The sequence below is a fragment of the Galbibacter kalidii genome (assembly GCF_026241135.1).
GTDB lineage: Bacteria > Bacteroidota > Bacteroidia > Flavobacteriales > Flavobacteriaceae > Galbibacter.
The window spans coordinates 141,163-164,827 of sequence record NZ_JAPFGA010000011.1 but is presented as its reverse complement, the minus strand read 5'-3'; the positions used below and the strand labels follow the sequence as shown (position 1 = coordinate 164,827).

Genomic DNA, 23,665 nt, shown 5'->3' with positions numbered 1-23,665 from the left:
GGTCAAAATTCCATCGGTGGTAGCCATCCTTTTCACTGAACTTCCCGACCAGGGCCAGGGAAGTGCCCCCCGAAAAACCTTTTTCCATCATGTTGATATCCACCCCGAAATGAAGGGAGGCTTCATATTCATTGGCCGTGACCCCGATCTCGGAAATGGTGACCGGGAAATTGGCGAGCTTGACCTCCCCTTGGTAGCCCATATAGTCCACTTGGAAGTAGGGGCTTTCGGTCTGTAATTGCAGGTGCTCAAAAACGATCCCTTTAAAATCCGCTGTCTTTTTATCGGGGTCATCGCTGTTACTGGCGGCGATGTCCAGGCTTCCGTGCAAGATGGCTTTAGGACGGAAACGCCCTTCCCTTGTTTTCAGTTCCACATAGGAGTTGGCCTCCAGGTTGGCCTTGGCCTTGAACACATCAAAGGATAAATGCTCCTGCAAGCCTGCCGAGAGGATGTATTCTTCGTTTACCGGGTCAATGATGGCCCCGTAGGCCAGGGCTTTTTTTCTGATGGCCATGGTATCCGCCTTTTGCAGCTCTTCAGTGGTAACCTCTTTGGTGACCGGGAGTACCAATTGCCCGTTAAAACCGGCGCCGGTGAGCTGGTTGGCCACAAAATCCGCTTCGATATGGTCGACCGAGAACTGCCAGCCGGAGGCTTCCCCTTCATTAAGGGGCAAGAGGTTGTCCACGGAGAAATACCCGGAGACCCCCATGCCGTCTATGAGCATATCGGCGGCCTGAAAGGAAACCCGCTGCTCACTGTTCCGTATTTTGAACTGTTCGGGCAAAACCACTTTTAAGGAATTGACATAGACCCCGCGCCAAAGTTGCTCCTGGCCGGGGATCAGTAGCTGCCTGTACTGCTCCGGGAATCTGGTATTTGGAGAATTTCTCAGGTCACTGAAATCAAATACGGCCGTATTCAGTTCAAAGACCAGACCGGCCTTGCCGCTACCGTCCTGACTGTCTTTTTTGGTCAGTTGAAAAGGGGGCAGGCTGATCTCGGCCATGATATCGTTCCAGTCGCTGACAATGGTCCGGAAATGCCCGGTCACCTTGGCATCTGGATCGGGGATGACCTTATAGTCTTGATCCACCGGCTCCAGCATGCTGCGGGGAAAGAGCACATCGGCCGAAAGGCCCAACTCCCGAAACCCGCTACAATCGATGGTGACATAGGTTTCTTTATCCGTGTCCCCGGTCTGCATGTTAAAACCGCCACGCAGGACCACCAGTCCGTTACCGGCACTGATGGGGATGGCCACATCGCCCAAAAGGACCAGATTGGCCTCCCCGTAGATCCCGCCCTGATGGGAGAGCTTGATGTTATCGGCCCCAAAGAACAGTTCCTTGGGCCTTCCGTCCGCCCCTTGTTGGGGAATGGTGATCTTTACAAAAGCCGTGACCTCGGTATATTCCGGGGTAAATCGGGCCTTGCTAATCCCAAGGATGTAACTAACGTTACCCTCCGGGTTGTTTTTGTCGCCTAAAAACCCCTGGATCCCTACCGGGAGGGTCACCAGGTCCTGGGGCGTGACCAGGTCGAGAAAGTTCTGGGAGGCCTCCAGCTGGTCGATGGCCGCCTTGGCCTCCAGTACATGGGTATTTATGGTACTGTCCTGGGGAAAATGTGTGTTTATATAATCGGGGGTGAATTCGCTCTCCGGTGGACGATAGGAAAAAGAAGTTGGGGGGAGGTCCCCGTCCAGGGATTTGAAGGAACGGGTGGTGGTGTTTTTAATAACAGGTTGTAAAGGCCCATCATTGGAAACCCCCAGGGAATCCTTAGGTACCCTTACCGGATTTTTCCCGGGAACTGAATCATGGGGCTTATATAAAAATGGCCTTGGGACATGTCCCGATATAACATCACTTTCTTTTACACGGCAGTTTAGCCCCGAAAGGTTAGCGGAAAAAGATAATTGAAACGATAAAAACAGTATACACAGTAAAGCTCTCCCCATACATAAACTAAATTACAATGCACCAACAACCGGACAGGCCCTAATATTTATAAATAGGGCACATCCAACTGAAAGGGCATTTAATGCCTTTATTTTTTATTTTAATAAAAGAACAACATAGTCTTTGTCAAGGCCTAACGCATTGTCCGAAAGGTTTTGAGGAAACCTTGGTTTTGATGATCCAACCCTAAAACCAGACTGCTTTGTACAATTTCAGGATGAAAAACAATAAATCTTAGAGGGCAAACATAAAATATTTTTCCATCTTTCAACAGCACAAAGTGTCCAAAAGCCCTTTTCGTGTCATAAATGGTCTTTTTTGTGTAATAACTGAAAAAAGCGAAATTAATGCTTTATGGTTTTAAACAGGGTATTATACTGATAGTCCCTTATCTGGAGAACCTGTCCCATGAATCCCTCCTTGATGTTCATCAGGAAAACGAGCCGGATGAATATTCCACCCTTGTTATTAGTTCTAAATCAAGTTTTTAACAATTAATTCTCCGGTTAGAGATTTTTAGTATATATTTATCATCTAACCATTTATACTAAACATTATGGGACAAACTTATACCAATGCAAGTTTTAAGGATTACGAAGATATCCCAGAGTTGGATGTATACCAAAGGGCGCAAGCCCACACAGGTTACCTCAATTACCTTCAAGTAAATAATTTTATGAATTACCGGCTATTGGCCACTTCTGGTTGTGGTCCGGAAATTGAACTGGCGGAAGATGGTTATCTCAAAAAAGGGAGTTATGTCAGCTTTGTCTGTAACGACTATTTAGGGTTTACCCAACATCCAGAAGTAAAAAAAGCAGCCATAGCCGGGATTGAAAAATATGGTACCGGTGCAGGGGCTTCTCCCCTTATCGGAGGCTATTTTGAGTTCCACAAGGAACTGGAGGATAAAATATCCACTTTTTTTAAGCGTCCAAAAGGCTATACCGTTGTATATACAACAGGCTATACCGCTAACAGTGCTTCGTTGTTGTGCTTATTGAAAAAGGATGATATCGCTATTGTTGATATGGCCGTACACGCCAGTGTGTATGAAGGCATTCAAGGAACTACCACCAAACGCTTTTTACACAACAACACCAAAGCTTTGGAACAGATACTCTCCGCGGCACAAGATAAATACAGAACTAAAATGGTTATTGTAGACGGGGTGTATTCACAGGACGGAGATATCGCCAAACTAAAGGAAATCTTGGAAATTACACATCGATACGGCGGTATCCTTTTAGTAGACGATGCTCACGGCATAGGCGTAATCGGAGAAACAGGACGGGGTGCTATGGAACTTTATGATGTCCTTGATAAAGTGGACATCATTACCGGCACGTTCAGTAAAACTTTTGGCAATGTAGGGGGGTATTTTGTAGCCGACCCGGAATTGATTACCTACATACAATTTCAGTCCAGGCAATATGCTTTTTCAGCGGCTGCTACTCCTATTGTAACCGGAGTAAGTAAGGCTATTGACCTTGTGGACGAAGAACCCCATTGGCAGAAAAAGCTATGGGAAAACATTGAATATTACCGGAAAGGGCTTCAAGATATTGGATTGGACGTTGGTACTACGGAATCGGCCATTATCCCTGTAAAGATTGGTGACATCCAAAAGAACTGCGAAGCGGGTAAATTACTCCTCGAAAACGGGATTTACACCAATCCCATCATGTATCCGGCAGTATCCATGAAAGATTCCAGGATACGCATGAGCCTAATGGCCACCCACACCAAAGAACACTTGGACAAGGCCCTGAATGCGTTTGAATATGTCAATAAAAAATTGGATATTGCAAGTACCCTTTAATGAGCAGTATGCAAAACAGCGACAAAGACAAAACAAAAAAAGCAACTCCCAAAAAAAAGCCTAGAAAAACCCATTCGGGGCCTATAAGAGATAAAGCCCGCACTAAGGGACGTCTTGTAGAGGCAGTTGGTAAAGTAATTAAAAACAAAGGTTATGCGGCACTCACCGGACCAAATATTGCCAAGGAAAGTGGGCTACATAAAAAATTGATATGGACCTATTTTGGCGGGATTGACAATCTTGTGGAAGAATACCTTCAGCAAAAGGATTTTTGGAGGGTAGCCGAAAAAGAAGTGATACAGGAATTGATGGAAGCTCCGGAAGAAATAGGTAAAAACGAAATATATTCGTTATTGGAAAGTCAGTTTAAAAGCCTTCTGAGTGATGAATTGTTAAGAAAAATCATCCATTGGGAACTCGAAGGGGAAAATAAAGTCCTGCGAAAGATTGCCGACCAAAGGGAAGAAGTTGGAGAGCAACTTTTCAAAATCATAGAACCAGAGTTTTTAAATGTAGATGGAGTAGATTTAAGGGCTACTCTTGCATTGCAGATAGGAGGTCTTTATTATATGGCGTTACACGCCAAATCAAACGGGAGTACTTCTTGTGGAATAGATGTTAATGAAGAAATCGGAGAGAAACGCGTTTTAAATGCCTTAAAAGAAATAATATATCATATTTATAATAAGGCAAAGGTTAAAAAGTAACCAATAAAGCCCCTTTAATTATTGCTTTCTCTTGCGTTTTTTCTTTTTTTTCTTCATCCGGTCGATAAAAGCCTGTTCTTCGTAATCTTCGCCCAGTGTTTCGGGCAACAACCCGCCCAGACTTTCCATGACACTAGTGTTATTTGTGCTGGATACAGACGTGTCTTGATACAGAAAGTTAAAAAGTCCGTGAGGTTGTTCGGTCTGTAAATTATGCCATGCGTTTGACTGTGATATTTTAAGCTGGGGGTCTTCTAACTCTTCTTTGTCCGGTTTGATATTATTACTCCAATAATCATTAAAAACATTGGCAGAAAATTTCTTGCCCAACCGGGAACCGTTCCAGGCCATTTTGGAATTATGGTCGATATACGTAATGCCGTATATGCGTCCTGTATCGTTCCTGCGGATGACCACATTGATTCCCATGCTTGCCAGTTGTTTTTTAAAGCTTTGTTCATCACTTGATGATGCCATAACATCATTAATTGCCGATTTGGTAGTAAGTTTTGTTTTACTGTCTTTTAAAGCTACCTTAGATTTTTCAAAATGCTGTTCCAAAGCGGGAAGCCCTGCTTTTTTACCGAACAAAGAAGCCTTAAACGGATGTCCTGCCTTTTTGCCTTTTTCATTTAATGGGGAATAGAGTAACCCTTTCTGCAATTTTCCGTGCAGTTCACCCTCCACTTTCTCCGTAGTAATGTTGAACAGGGAAAGCAAAGCATTGTATTCGCCCAAGGTCTGGAACCGATAATATTTTGGGAGGTGACGGACAACCGAAGCGATTTGGCTTTTCACATTCCCTTTTTGGTAATCCACCGGGCGGAAAATTTTGTCGTTTTGTTTATGCTGCTTATCTGTTGCTGGTATCAGGTTAAATTTGTTTTCCAATTCACGGCATACCTTCATAGACCGTCTTTTTTCGAACTTATCCGAAATCTTTTTTCCGGTTTCATCCACACAAACCGATACGATATGGATATGTGTGCGGCTGATATCTGTATGTTTGAACACCACAAAAGGCTGCTTCCCATACCCCATTTCCTCCATATACTGCTGTGCCATTTGCCGGAACTTTTCATCACTTACCTTATCCTTAGGATCAGGGTTGAGTGAAATGTGCAATACGGGCTTTTCCGTTCTTCGATTGGCTACTAAATAGGGTTCAAAAGATTGGGTTAATTGGTTGGCAGAATACTGTCCGTGAGGGGTTTCTATCATCTTATTGGTCAACAAAACCTGTCCGTTTTCATTCTCTACTTTAAGTTGATTGTATGCCAATGCTCCATATAAATAACTTCCCCTTCCTATTTTTGCAACCATTTCAAACTTATCTTTTCAGGTGTTTTGCTTCAAATTCTTCCGTTAGCTGAATGATTTTTTGACACAAGGTTGCCATTTCAGCCGTCTGCTTTTCCAGTTTATAGAGGTAAACCGCTGCCTTTTTTTCGGAAAAATATCGGTATAACAGCTTTACAATTTGGTTATAGTTTACCCCAACAGCACGGAACTGGCTGTAAAAAGAGGTCAACCGCATATAAAAATCAACCGTTCCCTTATCAACTTTAACCGTTTTCATCTCCCTTTCAAACAATAGGGAAGTGATAAATTTTGCTTTATTATCCATCCTCGATGCTTCATAAAGGGATAACAGTTTAGCATTTTCCTCATCCGTAAGCCGAAAAACGTAGCGGTGGATACGGGGATTGAGCTTTGGCTTACGCCCACCTTTTTTTCGTTTTTTACTCCTGCTATCATTCATCATAAATCCATTTTAATTTTCATAAAACCCCGACTTCGGAGGGTGTTTTCTGCCCCCTGCAAGGGCAAGTTGTTTTGGGGCACGAAACTGGTTTCGAGTGCCTCAAAACACAACTTGCTGTGTTCTGGTGAACACAAAAATCCGTCCGCCAACTGGCGGAATTAGGATTAAATAAAGCAAGGAAAAGCGGCTTCGAGCCGTTCATATTTTCTCCAAACATATCAGTGTATTTTTCATTAAATCCATCAATAAAAATCTCTTTACAAAGTAAAGAACTGTTCAAGAGAGTCTTGCTATACGGTACCCGGTCAAACATTGCCTTTGAATGCCAATGAATACCAGGCATCAAACAGCGAATGAACCAATCGCTTTATTTGCTATATGCTTTTCATGCAAGGAGTAAAAAATGTATTCCAATAAGGAAGGAAAATAGGGTTCAGGGCAAGCAGATGGCAGTAAAAGCATAAGGTTTTAAAAACACCAAAGTGTAAAAGCATAAAAGCGGTAAAGCATTTTACTTTTTGTAGGGTTTCCCACTTGCTAAAGAATGTACCTTAAAAAGCAAAAATGAAAGCAAATAACTGTATAGAAGAATATGCAAAAGGAACTATAGGAATATCGGAATAAAGAAAAGCTCAAGTACACAAATACCTATTCATGTAAACCCAATAAAGAAAACAACAATAAATTTTTAGATTATGGAAACAACAAAGAAAACCTTAAAAATCAGTTTCTCCACTCCAAAGGGAGGTGTTGGGAAATCTACGATGACTACATTAATGGCAAGTGTCCTGCATTACCGCTTAGGGTATAATGTACTTGTAATGGATTGCGATTTCCCACAATACAGCTTGTCCAATATGCGGGAGCGGGATATGAAGACCATTATGCAGAATGCCTATCACAAAAAGGCCGCAATGAAACAGTTTCAATCCATCAACAAAAAGGCATACCCCGTTATTAAATGTAAAGCTGAAAGTGCTTTGGAGAAAGCGTTGGACTACGTAAGCCGATCAGTCATGAAACCGGACATTACCTTTTTCGACCTGCCGGGAACAGCAAATACCAAAGGGGTGTTGACCACATTGAAGGCAATGGACTTTATCTTTTCGCCCATTACCGCTGACCGCTTGGTGGTGGAGAGTACATTGAGCTTTATCAAAGCATTTATCCGGCTCCCGAAAACCGAGGACAACGACAAGAAACAAGCCATGTGGCTATTTTGGAACCAGGTGGACGGTAGGGAGAAAACTGGCTTGTACGATGCCTACCAAAACGTTATCGAAAAACTCAATCTGCCCATTATGCAGGCAAGGTTGATGGACAGTAAGCGTTTCCGTAAAGAACCCGATGACACAATCAATTTTATTTTCAGGTCAAGCCTGTTACCCGCCGAAAAGAAACTGATGAAAATCACCAGACTGAATCGGTTTGTCGAGGAATTCTTAAAAATAACTCACCTTTAAAATCATTGAAATATGGCTATGGACAAGACAAGGAAAGATTTTGAAAAACCCGATGTTGATGAGGATCTTCTTATGAATATTATGAGCGGGGATGAAGCGGATTCATCACCCGATGACAATCAACAACAGAAAAAGACAAAGAAAACCAAGTCCCAAAAGAGGGTGCGAAAAAGTTCTTCGAAGAAACCGGATTATGAGGAAACATTTCTGGTCAACCGGTTCCCCTCGGGGCGTAACGGCAAGGTCGTTTACATACGTCCCGAATACCACGAGCGTTTGCTCCGGATGGTCCAACTGACAAGGGAAGAAAAAATTACGCTCTATTCCTATATCGACAATATCCTTGAACATCACTTTTCGGAGTTCGGGGAAGACATCACCACGTATTTCAATGAACATTTTAAACCCATTTTGTAAGCTATGGAAACAGTAATTGTGATATGCCTACTCATTGTAATTGTGCTGCTTTTGCAGGACAAGGTTGTAATCAAGAAAAGACAGGAGCAAAAGCCAACAAAGGAAAAAACCAATCCGGATTTACCTGATATTATGGGGCAACCCAAACCATTGAAAAGACTTTCGGTGCCAAGCCCAGCCAATGAACGTCAAATTCCGGAATCGGAAATCGATCCCGCTAATTTAGACATTGAATACGATGAAAATGAAGAAATCGGTATTCAAATTCCGCAGGAAGAACTGGACGATGTTTTCACCAATGTGCCCGATTTGGAAGAAGAGGAAGAAGAATGGCAGGGACACGGAACAGTAGGCAATGATGACGGTTTAGCCACAGGGGTTACCTTTGAAGAACTCAGCTCCGCGGGGATGTTGCTCCAAAAGGAAAAACTGGAGCCCACCCAAAAGGAAACAGCAGCAGCCATAGTTCATAAAATACAGGGAACCGAATTATTCAACCTGCTTGAAAATTCAATGGAAGGGGCTTCAAGAAAGATAGCCGAGCTATTGGACCAAAACCTTTCCATTGAAAATGGTTCAAGTTCTTCCACTTTGCGGAATGATAATGTGGGGGATTTTGATATTGGGGAGTTTGTTTAAAAACTTATCTACAAAATTCTCAAAAAAGTAAAAACGTCAAAACCATATCGTTTTGGCGTTTTTTTATTGCTTAAACACCAATCATAACGCCACTCCCTGCCAAATAACTCCTCTAGCTGCCACTTTGTTATAACCCGTCGATTTCCATGAGACATTTGCCCCAATAGCCCGCAAGGTGTGGGGAAAAGCTAACAAATAAATGTCTTTTAAATTATGGTAAAACAAAGAAAAAAACGCTTGTTGATGGTGGTTGCAACCTTATCGGTATTTAGTGTTTTTGCACAAGACGGTACGGGAGGTATCAACGATGCCACCCAGATGATCACTTCTTATTTCGGTCCCGCCACACAACTCATCTATGCCATCGGCGCCGTGGTCGGACTCATTGGAGGGGTCAAGGTGTACAACAAGTTCAGTAGCGGTGACCCCGATACAAGCAAAACGGCAGCTTCGTGGTTCGGTGCCTGTATCTTTTTGATCGTAGCGGCTACTATCCTACAATCATTCTTCCTTTAACCTATTGCCTTATGAATACGTACAATATCAACAAGGGCATTGGAAGGACGGTAGAATTTAAAGGGCTGAAAGCACAGTACCTGTTCATCTTCGCAGGAGGGCTGCTCGGTATCCTTGTTCTTGTGATGGTGCTGTATATGGCTGGCGTGAACTCTTATATCTGCCTATTTCTCGGGGCAGGAGGGGCATCGCTGATCGTCTGGCAAACCTTTTTACTGAACCGAAAGTACGGTGAACACGGATTGATGAAACTAGGGGCAAAGAAAAGGCACCCCAAATACATCATGTGCCGCAAAGCTGTACACCGTTATCTGAAGTTTTTCACTAAATCCCCTGCCGTATGAGAAACACAGCAAAAACCGCAACCCTGGAAAGCAAGTTCCCGTTACTTGCCGTTGAGAACAACTGCATCATCTCGAAAGACGCGGATGTTACCGCTTGCTTTCGGGTACACCTTCCGGAACTCTTTACGGTGGCTTCGGCAGAATATGAAGCGATCCATTCGGCTTGGCACAAGGCCATAAAAACGCTTCCGGATTATACCATCATCCACAAACAGGATTGGTACATCAGTGAAAATTATGCCCCTGATATGGTACGGGAAAACCAAAGCTTTTTATCGAAGTCTTACCAGCGTCATTTCAATGAACGTCCATTTTTGAACCATTACAGTTACTTGTTCCTGACCAAGACCACCAAGGAACGTATGCGGATGCAGAGCAATTTTTCATCGCTTTGCAAAGGTACGCTCATACCCAAGGAAATCAGGAACAAAGAAACCATCCATCAGTTTATGGAAGCGGTCACACAATTTGAACGGATTGTAAACGATTCTGGTTTTCTACAACTCGAACGTTTGACCGAAGACGATATTATCGGCTCAGAAGAAAAACAGGGCTTGCTGCAACAATACATAACCCTGTCAAGGGAAATGGAAACTCCGATGCAGGACATCGCATTGGGAGCGGAAGAAGTCCGTGTCGGCAACAAAAGGTTGTGCCTGCATACCTTATCCGATACGGATGACCTCCCCGGGACTGTTTCGTCCAATACACGTTATGAAAAACTGTCCACCGACCGGAGCGATTGCCTGCTGTCCTTTGCTGCCCCCGTAGGATTACTGTTGAGCTGCAACCACATTTACAATCAATACCTGTTTTTGGACAACAGTGAAGCTAACTTGCAAAAGTTTGAGAAGTCCGCACGGAATATGCACTCACTGGCAAGGTACAGCCGTGCCAACCAAATCAACAAAGAGTGGATAGAACAATACCTGAACGAAGCCCATTCTTATGGACTTTCATCCATCCGGGCCCATTTCAATGTCATGGCCTGGTCGGAAGATAAGAATGAACTCAGGCAATTGAAGAACGATTGCGGAAGTGCCTTGGCACTGATGGAATGCAAACCCAGACACAACACTACGGACGTAGCCACTTTGTATTGGGCAGGGATACCGGGCAATGCAGGGGATTTTCCAAGTGAAGAAAGTTTTTACACGTTTATCGAGCCAGCTCTATGTTTCTTTACCGAAGAGACCAACTACCACAATTCGCCATCACCGTTTGGTATTAAAATGGCCGATCGGTTAACCGGAAAGCCCATCCATCTGGATATTTCCGACCTACCGATGAAACGGGGCATCATTACCAATCGGAACAAGTTTGTTTTGGGGCCTTCGGGCAGCGGTAAATCATTTTTTACCAACCATATGGTACGGCAGTATTATGAACAGGGGTCGCACGTGCTACTGGTGGATACCGGAAACTCTTATCAAGGCCTGTGTGAACTCATCAAGGGCAAGACCAAAGGCGAAGATGGGGTTTACTTTACTTATACCGAAGACAACCCCATTGCCTTTAATCCCTTCTATACCGATGACGGTGTTTTCGATATCGAAAAACGGGAAAGTATCAAAACCCTGATACTGACCTTATGGAAGCGTGATGACGAGCCGCCAACCCGTTCTGAAGAGGTTGCCCTTTCCAATGCGGTAAGCGGTTATATCGAACATATCAAAAAGGATGATGTTCAGCCCTCTTTCAATGGGTTCTATGAGTATGTACAGGGCGATTACCGCAAGGTACTCGAAGAAAAACAGGTAAGGGAGAAAGATTTTGATATTGCCAATTTCCTGAACGTACTGGAACCCTACTACAAAGGTGGGGAATATGATTACCTGCTCAATTCAGACAAGCAATTGGACCTGCTTTCCAAACGCTTTATCGTGTTTGAAATTGACGCCATCAAAGACCACAAAATACTCTTCCCGATTGTTACCATCATCATTATGGAGGTTTTTATCAACAAGATGCGGAGACTGAAAGGTGTCCGTAAACTCATCCTGATCGAGGAAGCCTGGAAAGCCATTGCCAAGGAAGGTATGGCGGAATACATCAAGTACCTCTTCAAAACCGTCAGGAAATTCTTTGGTGAGGCCATTGTGGTCACACAGGAAGTGGACGATATCATCCAGTCGCCGATAGTAAAAGAAAGTATCATCAACAATTCCGATTGTAAAATCCTGCTCGACCAGCGAAAGTATATGAACAAGTTTGATGATATACAGGCGATGCTCGGGCTTACGGACAAAGAGAAGGCACAAGTGCTTTCCATCAATATGAACAATGACCCGTCACGATTGTACAAGGAAGTGTGGATTGGTCTGGGGGGAACCCATTCCACTGTTTATGCCACGGAAGTGAGCCTTGAGGAATATTTGGCCTATACCACGGAAGAAACTGAAAAGATGGAAGTGATGCAGCTCGCTTCCGAACTGGACGGCAATGTAGAACTCGCCATCAAACATATCGCGATGCAAAGGCGTGATAAAGCAAATCAATAATTAGTAACAATTTAAAAATCAAGAACAATGAAATCAAAGATTCACGAACACAAAAATCAAATAAAGATGAATGTGAGTAAAAAAACAATGTTATTGGTGTGTACGGCACTCATGCTTGCCGCAGCACCATCAGCGAAAGCTCAATTTGTAGTTACCGACCCGGCGAACCTCGCTTCAGGTATTCTCAACAGTGCGAATGAAATCGTACAGACGTCTTCCACTGTAAGCAATGTCGTTAAAAACTTCAAGGAAGTGGAAAAAGTATATAAGCAGGGCAAAGAGTACTATGACAAATTAAAAGCCGTCAATAATCTGATTAAAGACGCCCGTAAGGTACAGCAGACCGTGCTCTTGGTGGGCGATGTCTCGGAAATATACGTGAACAATTTCGGGAAGATGATGAACGACCCGAACTTCTCCCCGCAAGAATTGACGGCCATCGGCAATGGGTATTCTGCACTTTTGAGTGAAAGTACTGAACTATTGAAAGAGCTCAAACAGATCATAAACTCCACAAGCCTTTCGCTGAACGACAAGGAACGTATGGAAATCATTGATAAGGTGTACAAAGAGGTTAAGGAATACCATAACCTGGTACGCTACTATACCAACAAGAATATCTCCGTAAGCTTTTTGAGGGCAAAAAAACAGAACAATACCCAGCGGGTACTGGAACTCTACGGAACCGCCAATCAAAAATACTGGTAAGCCATGGAATTTGAAAACCTTCATGAAGTCCTGCGCTCATTGTACGATGAGATGTTGCCCATGTCGGCCGATATGGCCGCTGTGGCAAAAGGCATTGCCGGATTGGGTGCACTGTTCTATGTCGCCCTGAAAGTATGGCAGGCGCTTAGCCGGGCAGAACCGATAGATGTGTACCCGCTTTTGAGACCTTTTGCCATTGGTCTCTGCATCATGTTCTTTCCAACTATTGTATTGGGAAGCATCAATGCTGTATTGAGTCCGGTGGTACAGGGTACTCACGGGATGTTGGAGGGGCAGGTACTTGATTTGAATGATTTACAGGCTAAAAAAGACCTATTGGAACGGGAAGCGATGCTCCGTAATCCCGAAACCGCCTATCTGGCATCTGATGAAGAGTTCGACAGAAAATTGGAGGAACTGGGATGGTCCCCGGCCGACCTGGTTACCATGTCCGGGATGTATATGGATCGACAGTCCTACAAAATGGAGCAGGCGGTAAAGAATTGGTTCCGGGAACTGTTGGAGGTACTCTTTCAGGCGGCAGCCTTGGTCATCGATACCATACGGACATTTTTTTTGATTGTCCTGTCCATACTTGGGCCGATAGCCTTTGCCATATCCGTTTGGGACGGTTTCCAGTCCACGCTCACGCAGTGGCTTACCCGGTACATCAGTATATACCTATGGTTGCCCGTTGCCGATCTGTTCAGTGCCATGCTAGCCAAGATACAATCACTGATTGTCGAAAGGGATATTGAAATGCTTGCCGACCCGACTTTTATTCCCGATACCTCGAATACGGTTTATACCATTTTTATGATTATCGGGATTGTGGGATACTTTACCATTCCTACCGTTACGGGCTGGATCATCCAGGCAGGTGGTGCCGGTAACTTTACGCGAAATGTCAACCAAACCGCCAAAAAGGCAGGAAATGTGGCCAGTGCCGGGGCGGGCTCCGCAGCCGGAAATATCGGTGGACAGCTTATGAAGTAATATCAAAACAAATCATCATTTAAAATGGAATTTAAAACTTTAAGAAATATAGAAAACAGCTTTCGGCAGATCAGGTTATACGCCATCGTGTTTGCCGCACTCTGCATAAGTATAGTGGGATTTACCATTTGGAGATCCTACCACTTTGCAGAGGAACAACGCCAGAAAATCTATGTATTGGACAACGGAAAATCGTTGATGTTGGCACTTTCCCAAGACGCATCCATCAACCGTCCTGTTGAAGCAAGGGAACACGTCAGGCGCTTTCACGAGCTATTTTTTACGCTAGCCCCCAATAAGGATGCTATCGAAAGCAATATGAAAAGGGCTTTTAATCTGGCAGATAAATCGGCTTTTGATTACTACAAAGACCTTTCAGAAAAAGGCTATTACAGCCGTATCATATCGGGTAACGTCCAGCAGCGGATTGAGATTGACAGTGTGGTGTGCAATTTCGAGACCTACCCTTACACAGTTCGTGCCTATGCCAAACAGTTTATCATCCGATCCAGCAACCTGACCAAACGCAACCTGATTACTTCCTGTTACCTGTTGAACTCCGTTCGCTCCGACGACAACCCGCAGGGCTTTACGATTGAAAAATTTACCGTACTGGAAAACAAGGACATCGAAAGTATAGAACGCTAAAAACAATCTTATGGAAACACTGACAGATTTGAACACATTCACAAAAATCCTTACCGACAAGGGATACGATGGCTATTTCCTCACCCAATCGGGTTACCCCGGCAAATTAAAGGAAAGTATTGGCAGGTATATGGAAGCCTGCCGAAAAGGAACGGAGGATTTACCTCAAGATGAAATTGCCATAACAGGTTACCTCAAATGGGAGGGAAGTGACCGGCCAAGTGTTGAATGTACCATGTGGGTAAAGCACGAAAAGGGAACCTTTGATCTCCAAAAAATAGAGGTGACAAAAAATGACCGCTATGGTCAATTACTGAAACATTCAAAATTAACAGGCCTTTCCGTGGCCACTGTCCCCAAAGCCAATATGGCGATAGCTATGGTCAGTGATGGGATAAAGCAGAGAGCTATGCCCGGAAACAAGCGGCATTTCAAACTATAATAACGGCTAAAGTGTAAGACATGAAAAATTTAAGAACAAATACGGACCGCTATATCGATAAACTGGACGAGAGTTGGCAGGCTTTGCCCATACGAAAACAACGCAGGTACACCATGTATTTTTTTGCAGGCTACCTGTTGTTTACCGCAGCGGTCGTTTTCAAAATATGGCACAATGCCGGAAGGCTTGACAGCGATATGGTTATCGAACATATCGAAAACCCCGTCCTTAAAAAGAACGAAAGTCCCGTATCCGTACAGGGCACTTTATCAAAAAACAAACCTAAAAAATAAGATTTATGGAAAAGAACAAGGACAAAAAGTCGGTTGTACGGGTTACTGAAGGTAGCCCGAACGAAACCGCTGATGTATTGCAAGAGAATACGCAAAACAAAGCCGAAAAGCTAAAAAAACCAATGATATTCATTTTGATGGGTGTCGTGTTCCTTGGTTGTATGTACCTGATCTTTAAACCTTCTGAAAAGCAACAGGAGGAAATTAACGTTGGCCTTAACGATGCCGTCCCACAGGCTACCAATGAAGGCTTGCCCGAAGATAAGGGCAAGGCATACGAACAGGAGATGTTCAAAAAGAAAGTACAGGAAAAACGAAATGCCATGATGTCCCTTTCCGATTATTGGAACAATGAAGAGGAAAAGGAAATCCCACAAGCATACCAAGAGGAAGAGGAAACAACCGGGTATGGTACACCTCCTCCCCATAGAAAGCAAAACCCGACTTTGAACAGTTACCGCTATGCACAAAATACGTTGAGTTCTTTCTATGAAGACGATAATCACGAAACTCAGGAACTTCAAGAACAAATTGAAGAGCTGAAAGCACAATTGGAAGAAAAGGACGAACCTCAAGTGCATACCGTGGAAGATCAATTGGCCTTAATGGAGGAATCGTACAAAATGGCAGCCAAGTACCTTCCGGCAAATACCCAAACCAACCAAGTTACTCCAGCTTCGTCTTCAACAGAACAGGAATACTTTGTCGCCTTTACCTCGGTTAAGAAAAGTCCTGTTTCCAGGTTATACAGGGAACCCTCTGACAGTACATTTATGGCCAACTGGACAAGGCACCGAAACCGTGATTTTTATACTTCCGGTACTACCGGGCGGGTAGTGCAACCCAAAAACAGTATCAAAGCATGTATTCAGGAAACGCAGACCGTTATCGGGGAAACAAGGGTGCGGTTGCGGCTGTTGGAACCTGCCCAAACGCCTAACCATAGCATTCCAAAGGGAACGGTACTATCGGCGAATGCCAAATTCCAGAAAAATCGTTTGCAACTTAATGTTAAGTCCATAGAACTGGAAGGCAACATCATTCCGGTTGACATCAGTATTTACGATCTGGACGGGCAGCAAGGCCTGTACGTTCCTTACTCACCGGAAATAAATGCCCTTTCCGAAATGGCCGGCAATATGGGGCAGACCTCCGGCGCAAGCCTGATGATGACCCAATCCGCAGGACAGCAGGTTGCAGCAGACCTTAGCCGTGGTGTCGTACAGGGGATTTCGGGCTATTTCTCTAAAAAGGTCAAAACCCCCAAAATAACCCTAAAGGCAGGCTACCAAGTCTTCCTTGTTTCTAAAAATTAATGTTGAACTCAAATACATCAAACAATGAAAAATTATTTTAAAACCTTTTGGGCAGTTGCCCTAATGATCGGCTTTGTCGTACAATCTTTTGCACAGAAAAGCGCAAAGGCCCCGCTTACTTTGGGCAAAATAGAACCGTACCGAATGGAAGTTACCTATGACAAGACTTCGCACCTGATTTTCCCGACTGCTATCCGTTACGTGGACCTAGGCAGTGAATACCTGATTGCCGGAAAAGCGGAAGATGCGGAAAATGTACTTCGTGTAAAAGCTGCGGTCAGGGATTTTGAGCAGGAGACCAATTTTTCGGTGATTACCAATGACGGGCGTTTTTACAGTTTTAACGTGTTTTACAGCACTCATCCTTCAGTATTGAGTTATGACCTCTTGACCATGCGGAAAGCAATGGACAAAGCCAAGGGTAATGACGTACTTTTTGAAGAATTGGGCAATAGTTCCCCTTCACTTATTGACCTGATTATGGAAACCATTTACAAAAAGGACAAACGTAGGGTGAAGCACATCGGCGCTAAAAGTTTCGGTATCCAATTTTTACTGAAAGGGATTTATGTCCACAACGGTAAATACTATTTCCATACGGAAGTTAGGAACCGAACGAATGTGCCTTTCGATATTGATTTTATCAATTTCAAAGTAGTGGATAAGAAGATAGCCAAACGTACTGTAATACAGGAAAAGCCTTTGGCACCACTTAGAACATATAAACCGTTGGATGGAATTAAGGGAAAAGCGACCAAGCAGAACGTGTTCCTTTTAGACCGGTTTACCATTGCCAATGATAAAATGCTGCTAATTGAGATTTTTGAAAAGAACGGGGGTAGGCACCAAACACTTCAGGTGGAAAACTCCGATTTGATCAAGGCACGTTTGATTAACGATATGCACCTGAAATTTTAAGACATTTTAAAAATGAAAACATATATCTATACCGTGATGCTCATCTTAGTGGGTATTACGGCTACACAGGCACAAAGGATGCTTCCCAAACAAAAGGGACTGGAAGTAAGTGCAGGAACCTTGTCGAATGAAAACCCCGGCAGGAACTATTATCTCAATATAGGTTTGACCGTAAACGGTAAAAACGGCAATTACCGGCTTTGGGCGTTGGAATATACGCACCAGTATTATAAGTACAAAGGCCTTCGCATACCACAGGAAACCTATACGGCAGAAGGTGGCTACAGTTTCTTCCTGTTGGGAGATGCCCGTAAGAATATCACCCTGAATGCAGCCATAACAGGTGTATTCGGTTATGAAAGCATTAATCGTGGTGAAGCCATGTTACATGACGGAGCGAAAATTGTGAGTGGGGACAATTTCATTTATGGGGCCGGTGGACGGCTGACTTTGGAAACCTATCTGTCCGACCGTTTTGTATTGCTTCTGCATGGGCGTACAAAAGCCCTTTGGGGCACGGACCTGGAACAGTTCCGGCCATCAGCAGGTGTGGGATTAAGGGTTAACTTTTAAAACAGAAAGCAATGATAGCATTTTTAAATACATTCAGAACAGGGTTACTGCTGGTAGCCCTTGTAAGCACGGTTACATTGGTGTCCTGTGATAAGGACGAACTGGAAATACAGAATGATTTTCCTTTCGAGGTCAAAGTGATGCCGGTTCCCAATGAAGTTGCCAATGGGCAGACCGTTGAGATCCGTATGACCATACAAAGAACCGGGAATTATAGCAACACGGAATATTTTATACGGTATTTTCAGTTTGAAGGAGAAGGAAGTTTACGGTATTACGATGAACCGCCGTACCTGCCGAACGACTTGTATTCGTTACCTATGGAACAGTTCCGGTTGTATTATACTTCTTTATCAACCGAATCACAAGCCTTTGAGGTGTGGATTTCTGACAATTTCGGAAACGAAAAGCAATTGAGCTTTCAGTTTAACAGTAGTGATTAAAAAATACCCAGGTTAATAATAAATAATAAGCGGCTTATACTATTGTAATGAGCCGCTTATTTTAGATGGATACTACTCAAAAGAAACAAATTATTTCTCCTTTAAGAGAAATTAATTTAATTTTATAAGTTCAGAATTTATTTGTTATGGAAGCGATCACTTCTCAATTAATACTTGGTATAATAGCCCTTGCGTTAGGGGTAGGGATTATCTATTGGATTAACCGCCGGAAGTTTTACAGGCGCAATGTGGCAGGCCTTCAAGAATTTTCAAGTTTTGAGGCATCCGTTTTTGTACGTTTTATGGAACGTATTGGTAAATTGCTGGCATATGGTCTGATAATTCTTGGGATTCTTTTTCTATGTATATATTCATCCGAAAAAGATAGAAAGGAACCACAACCGGAAATAAAGACAGAACAGCCAGCCTAACGGTGATGTTCGTTTTCAATGAACAGAGAACCTCCGTATACGCAACTCGTACGTACTTTGTGGTGTGAGGGGTGCACTCTGTCAGTTTCTGGCGGAGCCGTCTACTCGTTATGGGCTGGTTTTTTAACTTTCACAAGTCATTTAAATCCATCTTAAGCTGTGCATATTCTCTAAGTCAAACCTCATAATGTATTCGTCTTCACCTATATAATTATTCAAGATTCTTTCAGAAAATCCACAACCTCCAGAATTTTTCGCTCTTATCAAAACACTAACAAGAGGGTAAAATGTATGGTTATAATTACCAGCCTTATAAAGTTCCTCTTCAAATTTGAGGCTTTCTTTGGTGTCACATATTATTAATGCACCTTTACCTTCACTAAATCTTTTAGCACATTCTAATCGTCCTGTAAAACTTGTTATTTTATTTTTTTTGCTAATTTTTTCACATGACCTAAACAAAATCGGTCTTGTTGTTGGTAAATAGTTCTTTAAAACGATATCCCATACATCAAAGAAAGCTTTTCTTTTTTCTTCAGGTCCAGTAAGAATCCAATTAGAAATAAATATTCTGGTTTGTTCAGCTATATTAGCATCTTTCTGTAAAATTTCAATCAGATTTTGAGCTATTTCACTCTTTTGATTTTTAGATAATCTATATTGAAATTTGTCATCCATATTCTTTAAAAAAAGCTTATAAGTTAAATCTATATAATAATTAGTTGTGATAAGTTCTTGAGGACACAATTTTTTTTCATACTTGTCCATAACTCGTTATATCACTACCAAATTAACAATTTACCCCTTAAAATTGTGGGGCAACAACACTTTTCCGTTTTGTTACCCTCTTCACTCCCCAACCTTAAACAACCTCTTTACAGTTTCTCACAAAAACAAAACCGTCTTAGACGATGGCTATGCAAGTCAATATTTTAGATTTTAAAGATTGAGAACCGGTTACCCGCTTTGTTACTAACTCTTTTAATTAAAGTAGTTCATTACATCTTGGTTCCAGACAAAGAAGTTAACAGCTAAGTCACAGAAATCATCTTGTCCTAACTCCACATCATTATTGTCTTTACTGTCAAATTGAAATATTTTAATTCTTTTCCCTACTTTTCTAGCATCAGGGTCTTTCACTTGGTATCGAACTCGGTTAGCCAATTCTTCTTCTGTATAAAACCTAATAGCTCCATCACAATGATTTATTCTTCCTGTGTTTTTATCAAATATGGCATGAAAATATCTACTGGACAGAATACCATTGTATCCAAGTTTAGGCACTTCCTCACAAGTAAAGTGTATCGTATTATCTTTTTTAGGTGACCATACATAATCCGTAAACCCAGCTTTTTCATAGTCTTTTTCGTTGAACCATTGACCGAAATCGTCAAATCTTAGGGATTTTAGTTTATTCCAATCCAAAGGTTTTCCATGTACATGCATTTTGTACATTATTGGATTGTATTGGTCTTTATGAATCTCTTTTAAGGGATCCAAACGAACCTTAAAATTTACGTTATTCTCGATTTGCAATTTGAAGATGACTTGTGATAGCCAGTAGCTTGAATTTGAACTTTCAGTCACAGGACATATCATATAAACCATTTCATTATACATAAGGTTGTAATAAGATAGGTCGAATACCTCCATTTTGACCAATTGATTATCGTTGATTTCGATCTCAGACAAGTTAGATGAATTATAGGGAGCCCGTCTTTCGATTATTTCAGTAAGCTTTTCTTTGCGTTGTTCATTTATTTGATTTTGCAATATATAGACTAAAAAACGAGCTCTTTTTGCTATATCCTTGTCTGATTGTCTGTCAATCATTTCGTCTAGATGAAACTTGGCAACAAATTCAGTTAAAGCATCAGAATCAAGAGATTTAATATCACTTAGAATATTTTGGTGCTCTTGATGTTCATGATCATTTAAAGCCTCAAACACCTCGAACATTGGATCCATTAATGAACTACAAAAATATTTTAAGGATTTAAGTTTACACATATATTATTGCTGGCAACTGACGGGCTACGCGCAGTCACGCTCTGGTTTTATATTTTTATGGTGGAGTGGTTACTTTTGTTACCTGCAGATGATTTTATTTCTTTATATTTTTCTAAAACCTTATGTTGTAGATGGTTAATTATTCCTAAAACATACTTCAAATGTTCTTCAGCATTATTTATTGCAAATTGTCTTACTTCGGCAGATTGAAAATTTGGCATTTTTAAACTTTTATCTAATTCAGAATTTTTGATCGGAAGGCTTATAAATGTCAAATTATTTTCGCCTTTTAAAATATTACTTGGCGTAAAGTGTGAAAAACCATCCCTAAACTTTAACTTATATTTACGCAATTCTTTCGCTTCTTCCTCGCTTAAAATTTTATACTTTTTACATTTTTGAATATTTTTTCCCATAGGCTCATTTGAATATTTTTTATCTGCTTCAATATATTCATTAATGATTTTTTTGTCATTATAATCACAAAGTTTACCTACTTCATACTGAATTAAGGCTAATTTCAAAGCTCTTTCTAAAATGAGATTTGTATTCGTAATGCTTGCAATATTAGCTCCGATTATTAAACAGTTAATAGACTCGGAAATATTATACTCCAATTCTTTGAACATAAATAAATTTATTTCATAAAAGTATCTTTTGAATTGTTCATATTTTATGTTCAAACCGTTTTCAAAAATTTCGTTGAGTTCAGTCTTTTTAGATTCGTCAATAATGTTTAATAGTTTTTCTCTCTTTTCTGACTGCATAGAATCACTATTGAAGTTTTCAAGAAGATTTAAATTCTTATCCTTATATTTCCAATTATTTGATTCGTTCATTTTTTTAGTTTGCTGGTAACAAATTGACTCGTTGTGGAAAACATCTACAGGATTTTTCCTGTGCATCGAAGATAAGATTTTCGATAAGGAACTCAACTGCAAGTATGGTAAAGTAGCTATTTATTCCATTTTTTATATACCTTTAAGATTGCTTTGTAGCGTTTCTTTTTAGGGTCAAAATATTCTCCGTAGTTTTTATTTTCGATGATGTTCTTAATTTCCTTTTTATATTCTTTCTTAAAACTTTTCCTGTCAATTTTTTTATCCAAATAAAGCCGACAGCCTCTATCATAGTGGTTAAAATAATCTTCAAGAATAGAACGAAAAATCTTCTCTAATGACGAATAATCTTCTTTGGGTTTATCTGATTTAAATTTCTTTAACTCAAAACTAAATTCATTTATCTTACTGCGAGCAGAGCTGATTGAATTTCTCAATTCCATTTCTGAAATTCCTTGTGATAACCTAATAGCTTCTTCTGCCTTTTTATTTGATTTTTTATTCGCAATATTGTTGAGAATCCTGTCCCAAACACTAACAATTATTGCTAATAATGCTATGCCAACAGTTATAACCTCATTTAAATCAAGTCCCCAAATAATCTCCATTTATTTTTTTGGTTTGAACTCTTGTATTATATCATCTATAACGTCGTTCACATCAGAATTATCACTCTTATATTTTTCTTCTTGAAGTTTGCCAAGGATAACCGTTCTCTCGGTTATAGATAAATTCCTTAGTTCTCTTTTTATTGATAATACTTCTAAGGATTTGTATTCAGATTTTTTTAAACGTTGAATAATCTTTTTGTAGTCCATAATCTTAAGTGTTTAGTTATATAGGCAAGATATCTCAATTTGATAAATTATGTAACTAAACTTGAAAGCAGTTTTTAACATTTTTTCAACGCTTTCGATTTACAGTTACCACTGCTGGCTATATTTTCTTTTAATTTTTTCAGGATGAATTATTTCGTCAATCGTAAAAAGACTAAAAAAAGTGCCTTGAACATTTCCAAAAGCTCTCGGTGGAAAAGTTTGAAAACCATCTTTCTCGATTGTCGAATTACTAAGGTCTTTTAAGTATTCCGATTGTTCCTTTATGATGCCAATCGTGAAACCGGACAAAATAGGAAAGACAAAAATTTTTCTTTTAACATCCACGCCTAAATTTTTGCTTTTATCCTCGAATTTAACTCTTAACCTGCCATTCAAAAAGGCTTTGAACTTTTCTTTTTCGTATTTCTTGTTATTATAATCAATCGTTAAAGCATCTACAAGAATTGTTTCTCCTTTATTGTTAATGAACTTAAAATCAATACTCTTTTCGTTGTCAAGTATTTGTTCGTATTTTTGAAAGGTGTTTTTTAAACTTAAACCTAAACATACAGCTATCTCTCCAAGAGTATGATGAAAGTTGTTTCTCTGAAAATTATAAAGCACTCCAATTAATAAGTTCCTGAACTCCCTTTTATTTTTGTATTTCTTGAATTTCCCAAGTAAATAATTAAAGTAGCCAAATTCATTTCGAATGGTTTCTGAATTATTGGTCTTGTGTTCTTCAATTAATTTGAAAAAAGTAACTATGAAGTTATTGTTGGGAGTTCCTCCATTGAATTTTTGTGTATGCTCAAATGCTTTGGAAAGGAAGGTTTTAAACTCCTCTTTGTTCAAATAAAGCCATAGGTTAGGTAAATAGATATTAATCAGTTCGATACTGTTCCCAATCATTGTTTTTGTAAGCATACAGTTTCTAAGTTAATATTAAGTCCATCTCTCATCTACATCAAATATAATTCATTTCCCAACCTCAAAAACCTCCTTACAGTTTCTCGCAAAAGCAAAACCGTCTTAAAAGACGGCTACGAGAGTCAATAGTTTACATTTTTAAAGGCTTGTGCAAATCGG

General features: G+C 41.0%; 26 protein-coding genes and 1 pseudogene. 18 read left to right on the top strand and 9 right to left on the bottom strand.

The window, feature by feature from the left end; genetic code table 11:
- Nucleotides 1–1,966 (bottom strand): annotated as a pseudogene (locus tag OOZ15_RS12550) (hypothetical protein); the annotation flags it as partial.
- A 557-nt stretch (nucleotides 1,967–2,523) separates the two neighbouring features.
- Here OOZ15_RS12550 and OOZ15_RS12545 point away from each other — a divergent pair.
- Both OOZ15_RS12545 and OOZ15_RS12540 read left to right on the top strand, forming a co-directional pair.
- Nucleotides 2,524–3,789 (top strand): aminotransferase class I/II-fold pyridoxal phosphate-dependent enzyme, encoded by a 1,266-nt coding sequence (locus OOZ15_RS12545; protein WP_265956759.1) that lies wholly within the window; start codon nucleotides 2,524–2,526, stop codon nucleotides 3,787–3,789.
- Nucleotides 3,790–3,797: 8 nt separating this feature from the next.
- Nucleotides 3,798–4,496, top strand: a complete 699-nt coding sequence (locus OOZ15_RS12540; RefSeq protein ID WP_265956758.1) for a TetR/AcrR family transcriptional regulator — start codon at nucleotides 3,798–3,800, stop codon at nucleotides 4,494–4,496.
- Between the two features lie 18 nt (nucleotides 4,497–4,514).
- Here OOZ15_RS12540 and mobB read toward each other — a convergent pair whose 3' ends face one another.
- Both mobB and mobA read right to left on the bottom strand, forming a co-directional pair.
- A complete protein-coding gene (mobB, locus tag OOZ15_RS12535; RefSeq protein ID WP_265956757.1) occupies nucleotides 4,515–5,819 on the bottom strand; it encodes a conjugal transfer protein MobB in 1,305 nt (434 codons plus the stop codon).
- Between the two features lie 7 nt (nucleotides 5,820–5,826).
- On the bottom strand, nucleotides 5,827–6,258 hold the full coding sequence (mobA, locus tag OOZ15_RS12530) for a conjugal transfer protein MobA (RefSeq protein WP_265956765.1): 432 nt from the start codon (nucleotides 6,256–6,258) through the stop codon (nucleotides 5,827–5,829).
- Between the two features lie 698 nt (nucleotides 6,259–6,956).
- On the opposite strand from mobA, the gene OOZ15_RS12525 reads away from it, so the two are divergent.
- The 16 genes from OOZ15_RS12525 to OOZ15_RS12450 all read left to right on the top strand — a co-directional run bounded on the left by OOZ15_RS12525 (nucleotide 6,957) and on the right by OOZ15_RS12450 (nucleotide 18,909).
- Nucleotides 6,957–7,724 carry a ParA family protein gene (locus OOZ15_RS12525; protein ID WP_265956756.1) on the top strand — a complete coding sequence of 256 codons (768 nt, stop codon included), beginning with the start codon at nucleotides 6,957–6,959 and terminating at the stop codon, nucleotides 7,722–7,724.
- A 12-nt stretch (nucleotides 7,725–7,736) separates the two neighbouring features.
- The gene (locus OOZ15_RS12520) at nucleotides 7,737–8,141 is read left to right on the top strand and encodes a DUF3408 domain-containing protein (RefSeq protein WP_265956755.1); all 405 of its coding nucleotides are present in this window, start codon (nucleotides 7,737–7,739) and stop codon (nucleotides 8,139–8,141) included.
- 3 nt (nucleotides 8,142–8,144) lie between these two features.
- Nucleotides 8,145–8,780, top strand: coding sequence for a conjugal transfer protein TraD (locus tag OOZ15_RS12515; RefSeq protein WP_265956754.1), 636 nt, complete (start codon nucleotides 8,145–8,147; stop codon nucleotides 8,778–8,780).
- A gap of 213 nt (nucleotides 8,781–8,993) precedes the next feature.
- Nucleotides 8,994–9,296 carry a DUF4134 domain-containing protein gene (locus OOZ15_RS12510; protein ID WP_265956753.1) on the top strand — a complete coding sequence of 101 codons (303 nt, stop codon included), beginning with the start codon at nucleotides 8,994–8,996 and terminating at the stop codon, nucleotides 9,294–9,296.
- An 11-nt stretch (nucleotides 9,297–9,307) separates the two neighbouring features.
- Nucleotides 9,308–9,640, top strand: a complete 333-nt coding sequence (locus tag OOZ15_RS12505) for a DUF4133 domain-containing protein (protein ID WP_265956752.1) — start codon at nucleotides 9,308–9,310, stop codon at nucleotides 9,638–9,640.
- Nucleotides 9,637–12,141 carry a TraG family conjugative transposon ATPase gene (locus OOZ15_RS12500; RefSeq protein ID WP_265956751.1) on the top strand — a complete coding sequence of 835 codons (2,505 nt, stop codon included), beginning with the start codon at nucleotides 9,637–9,639 and terminating at the stop codon, nucleotides 12,139–12,141. Before OOZ15_RS12505 ends, OOZ15_RS12500 begins: the two co-directional genes overlap by 4 nt.
- 87 nt (nucleotides 12,142–12,228) lie before the next feature.
- Nucleotides 12,229–12,849, top strand: a complete 621-nt coding sequence (locus OOZ15_RS12495) for a DUF4141 domain-containing protein (protein WP_265956764.1) — start codon at nucleotides 12,229–12,231, stop codon at nucleotides 12,847–12,849.
- 3 nt (nucleotides 12,850–12,852) lie between these two features.
- Nucleotides 12,853–13,845 carry a conjugative transposon protein TraJ gene (traJ, locus tag OOZ15_RS12490; RefSeq protein ID WP_265956750.1) on the top strand — a complete coding sequence of 331 codons (993 nt, stop codon included), beginning with the start codon at nucleotides 12,853–12,855 and terminating at the stop codon, nucleotides 13,843–13,845.
- Between the two features lie 24 nt (nucleotides 13,846–13,869).
- Entirely contained in the window at nucleotides 13,870–14,493 is a 624-nt protein-coding gene (gene traK, locus OOZ15_RS12485; protein ID WP_265956749.1) for a conjugative transposon protein TraK, read from the top strand.
- 10 nt (nucleotides 14,494–14,503) lie between these two features.
- Complete coding sequence (locus OOZ15_RS12480; protein ID WP_265956748.1) at nucleotides 14,504–14,935, top strand: hypothetical protein; 432 nt, start codon at nucleotides 14,504–14,506, stop codon at nucleotides 14,933–14,935.
- 20 nt (nucleotides 14,936–14,955) lie between these two features.
- Complete coding sequence (locus OOZ15_RS12475; protein ID WP_265956747.1) at nucleotides 14,956–15,228, top strand: nitrogen regulatory IIA protein; 273 nt, start codon at nucleotides 14,956–14,958, stop codon at nucleotides 15,226–15,228.
- A 5-nt stretch (nucleotides 15,229–15,233) separates the two neighbouring features.
- The gene (traM, locus tag OOZ15_RS12470) at nucleotides 15,234–16,544 is read left to right on the top strand and encodes a conjugative transposon protein TraM (RefSeq protein ID WP_265956746.1); all 1,311 of its coding nucleotides are present in this window, start codon (nucleotides 15,234–15,236) and stop codon (nucleotides 16,542–16,544) included.
- Nucleotides 16,545–16,568: 24 nt separating this feature from the next.
- Nucleotides 16,569–17,462 (top strand): conjugative transposon protein TraN, encoded by an 894-nt coding sequence (gene traN, locus OOZ15_RS12465; RefSeq protein WP_265956745.1) that lies wholly within the window; start codon nucleotides 16,569–16,571, stop codon nucleotides 17,460–17,462.
- Between the two features lie 12 nt (nucleotides 17,463–17,474).
- Entirely contained in the window at nucleotides 17,475–18,035 is a 561-nt protein-coding gene (locus OOZ15_RS12460; protein WP_265956744.1) for a conjugal transfer protein TraO, read from the top strand.
- An 11-nt stretch (nucleotides 18,036–18,046) separates the two neighbouring features.
- The gene (locus OOZ15_RS12455) at nucleotides 18,047–18,478 is read left to right on the top strand and encodes a DUF3872 domain-containing protein (protein ID WP_265956743.1); all 432 of its coding nucleotides are present in this window, start codon (nucleotides 18,047–18,049) and stop codon (nucleotides 18,476–18,478) included.
- Nucleotides 18,479–18,624: 146 nt separating this feature from the next.
- On the top strand, nucleotides 18,625–18,909 hold the full coding sequence (locus OOZ15_RS12450; RefSeq protein WP_265956742.1) for a molybdenum ABC transporter permease: 285 nt from the start codon (nucleotides 18,625–18,627) through the stop codon (nucleotides 18,907–18,909).
- 141 nt (nucleotides 18,910–19,050) lie between these two features.
- On the opposite strand, the gene OOZ15_RS12445 is transcribed toward OOZ15_RS12450, so the two are convergent.
- The 6 genes from OOZ15_RS12445 to OOZ15_RS12420 all read right to left on the bottom strand — a co-directional run bounded on the left by OOZ15_RS12445 (nucleotide 19,051) and on the right by OOZ15_RS12420 (nucleotide 23,503).
- Nucleotides 19,051–19,677, bottom strand: a complete 627-nt coding sequence (locus tag OOZ15_RS12445; protein WP_265956741.1) for a hypothetical protein — start codon at nucleotides 19,675–19,677, stop codon at nucleotides 19,051–19,053.
- A 213-nt stretch (nucleotides 19,678–19,890) separates the two neighbouring features.
- A complete protein-coding gene (locus OOZ15_RS12440) occupies nucleotides 19,891–20,877 on the bottom strand; it encodes a hypothetical protein (RefSeq protein WP_265956740.1) in 987 nt (328 codons plus the stop codon).
- A gap of 89 nt (nucleotides 20,878–20,966) precedes the next feature.
- A complete protein-coding gene (locus OOZ15_RS12435; RefSeq protein WP_265956739.1) occupies nucleotides 20,967–21,758 on the bottom strand; it encodes a hypothetical protein in 792 nt (263 codons plus the stop codon).
- Nucleotides 21,759–21,874: 116 nt separating this feature from the next.
- Nucleotides 21,875–22,366, bottom strand: a complete 492-nt coding sequence (locus tag OOZ15_RS12430) for a hypothetical protein (protein WP_265956738.1) — start codon at nucleotides 22,364–22,366, stop codon at nucleotides 21,875–21,877.
- Complete coding sequence (locus OOZ15_RS12425; protein WP_265956737.1) at nucleotides 22,367–22,576, bottom strand: hypothetical protein; 210 nt, start codon at nucleotides 22,574–22,576, stop codon at nucleotides 22,367–22,369.
- A gap of 105 nt (nucleotides 22,577–22,681) precedes the next feature.
- Nucleotides 22,682–23,503 (bottom strand): hypothetical protein, encoded by an 822-nt coding sequence (locus tag OOZ15_RS12420; protein WP_265956736.1) that lies wholly within the window; start codon nucleotides 23,501–23,503, stop codon nucleotides 22,682–22,684.
- Between the last annotated feature and the right edge of the window lie 162 nt (nucleotides 23,504–23,665).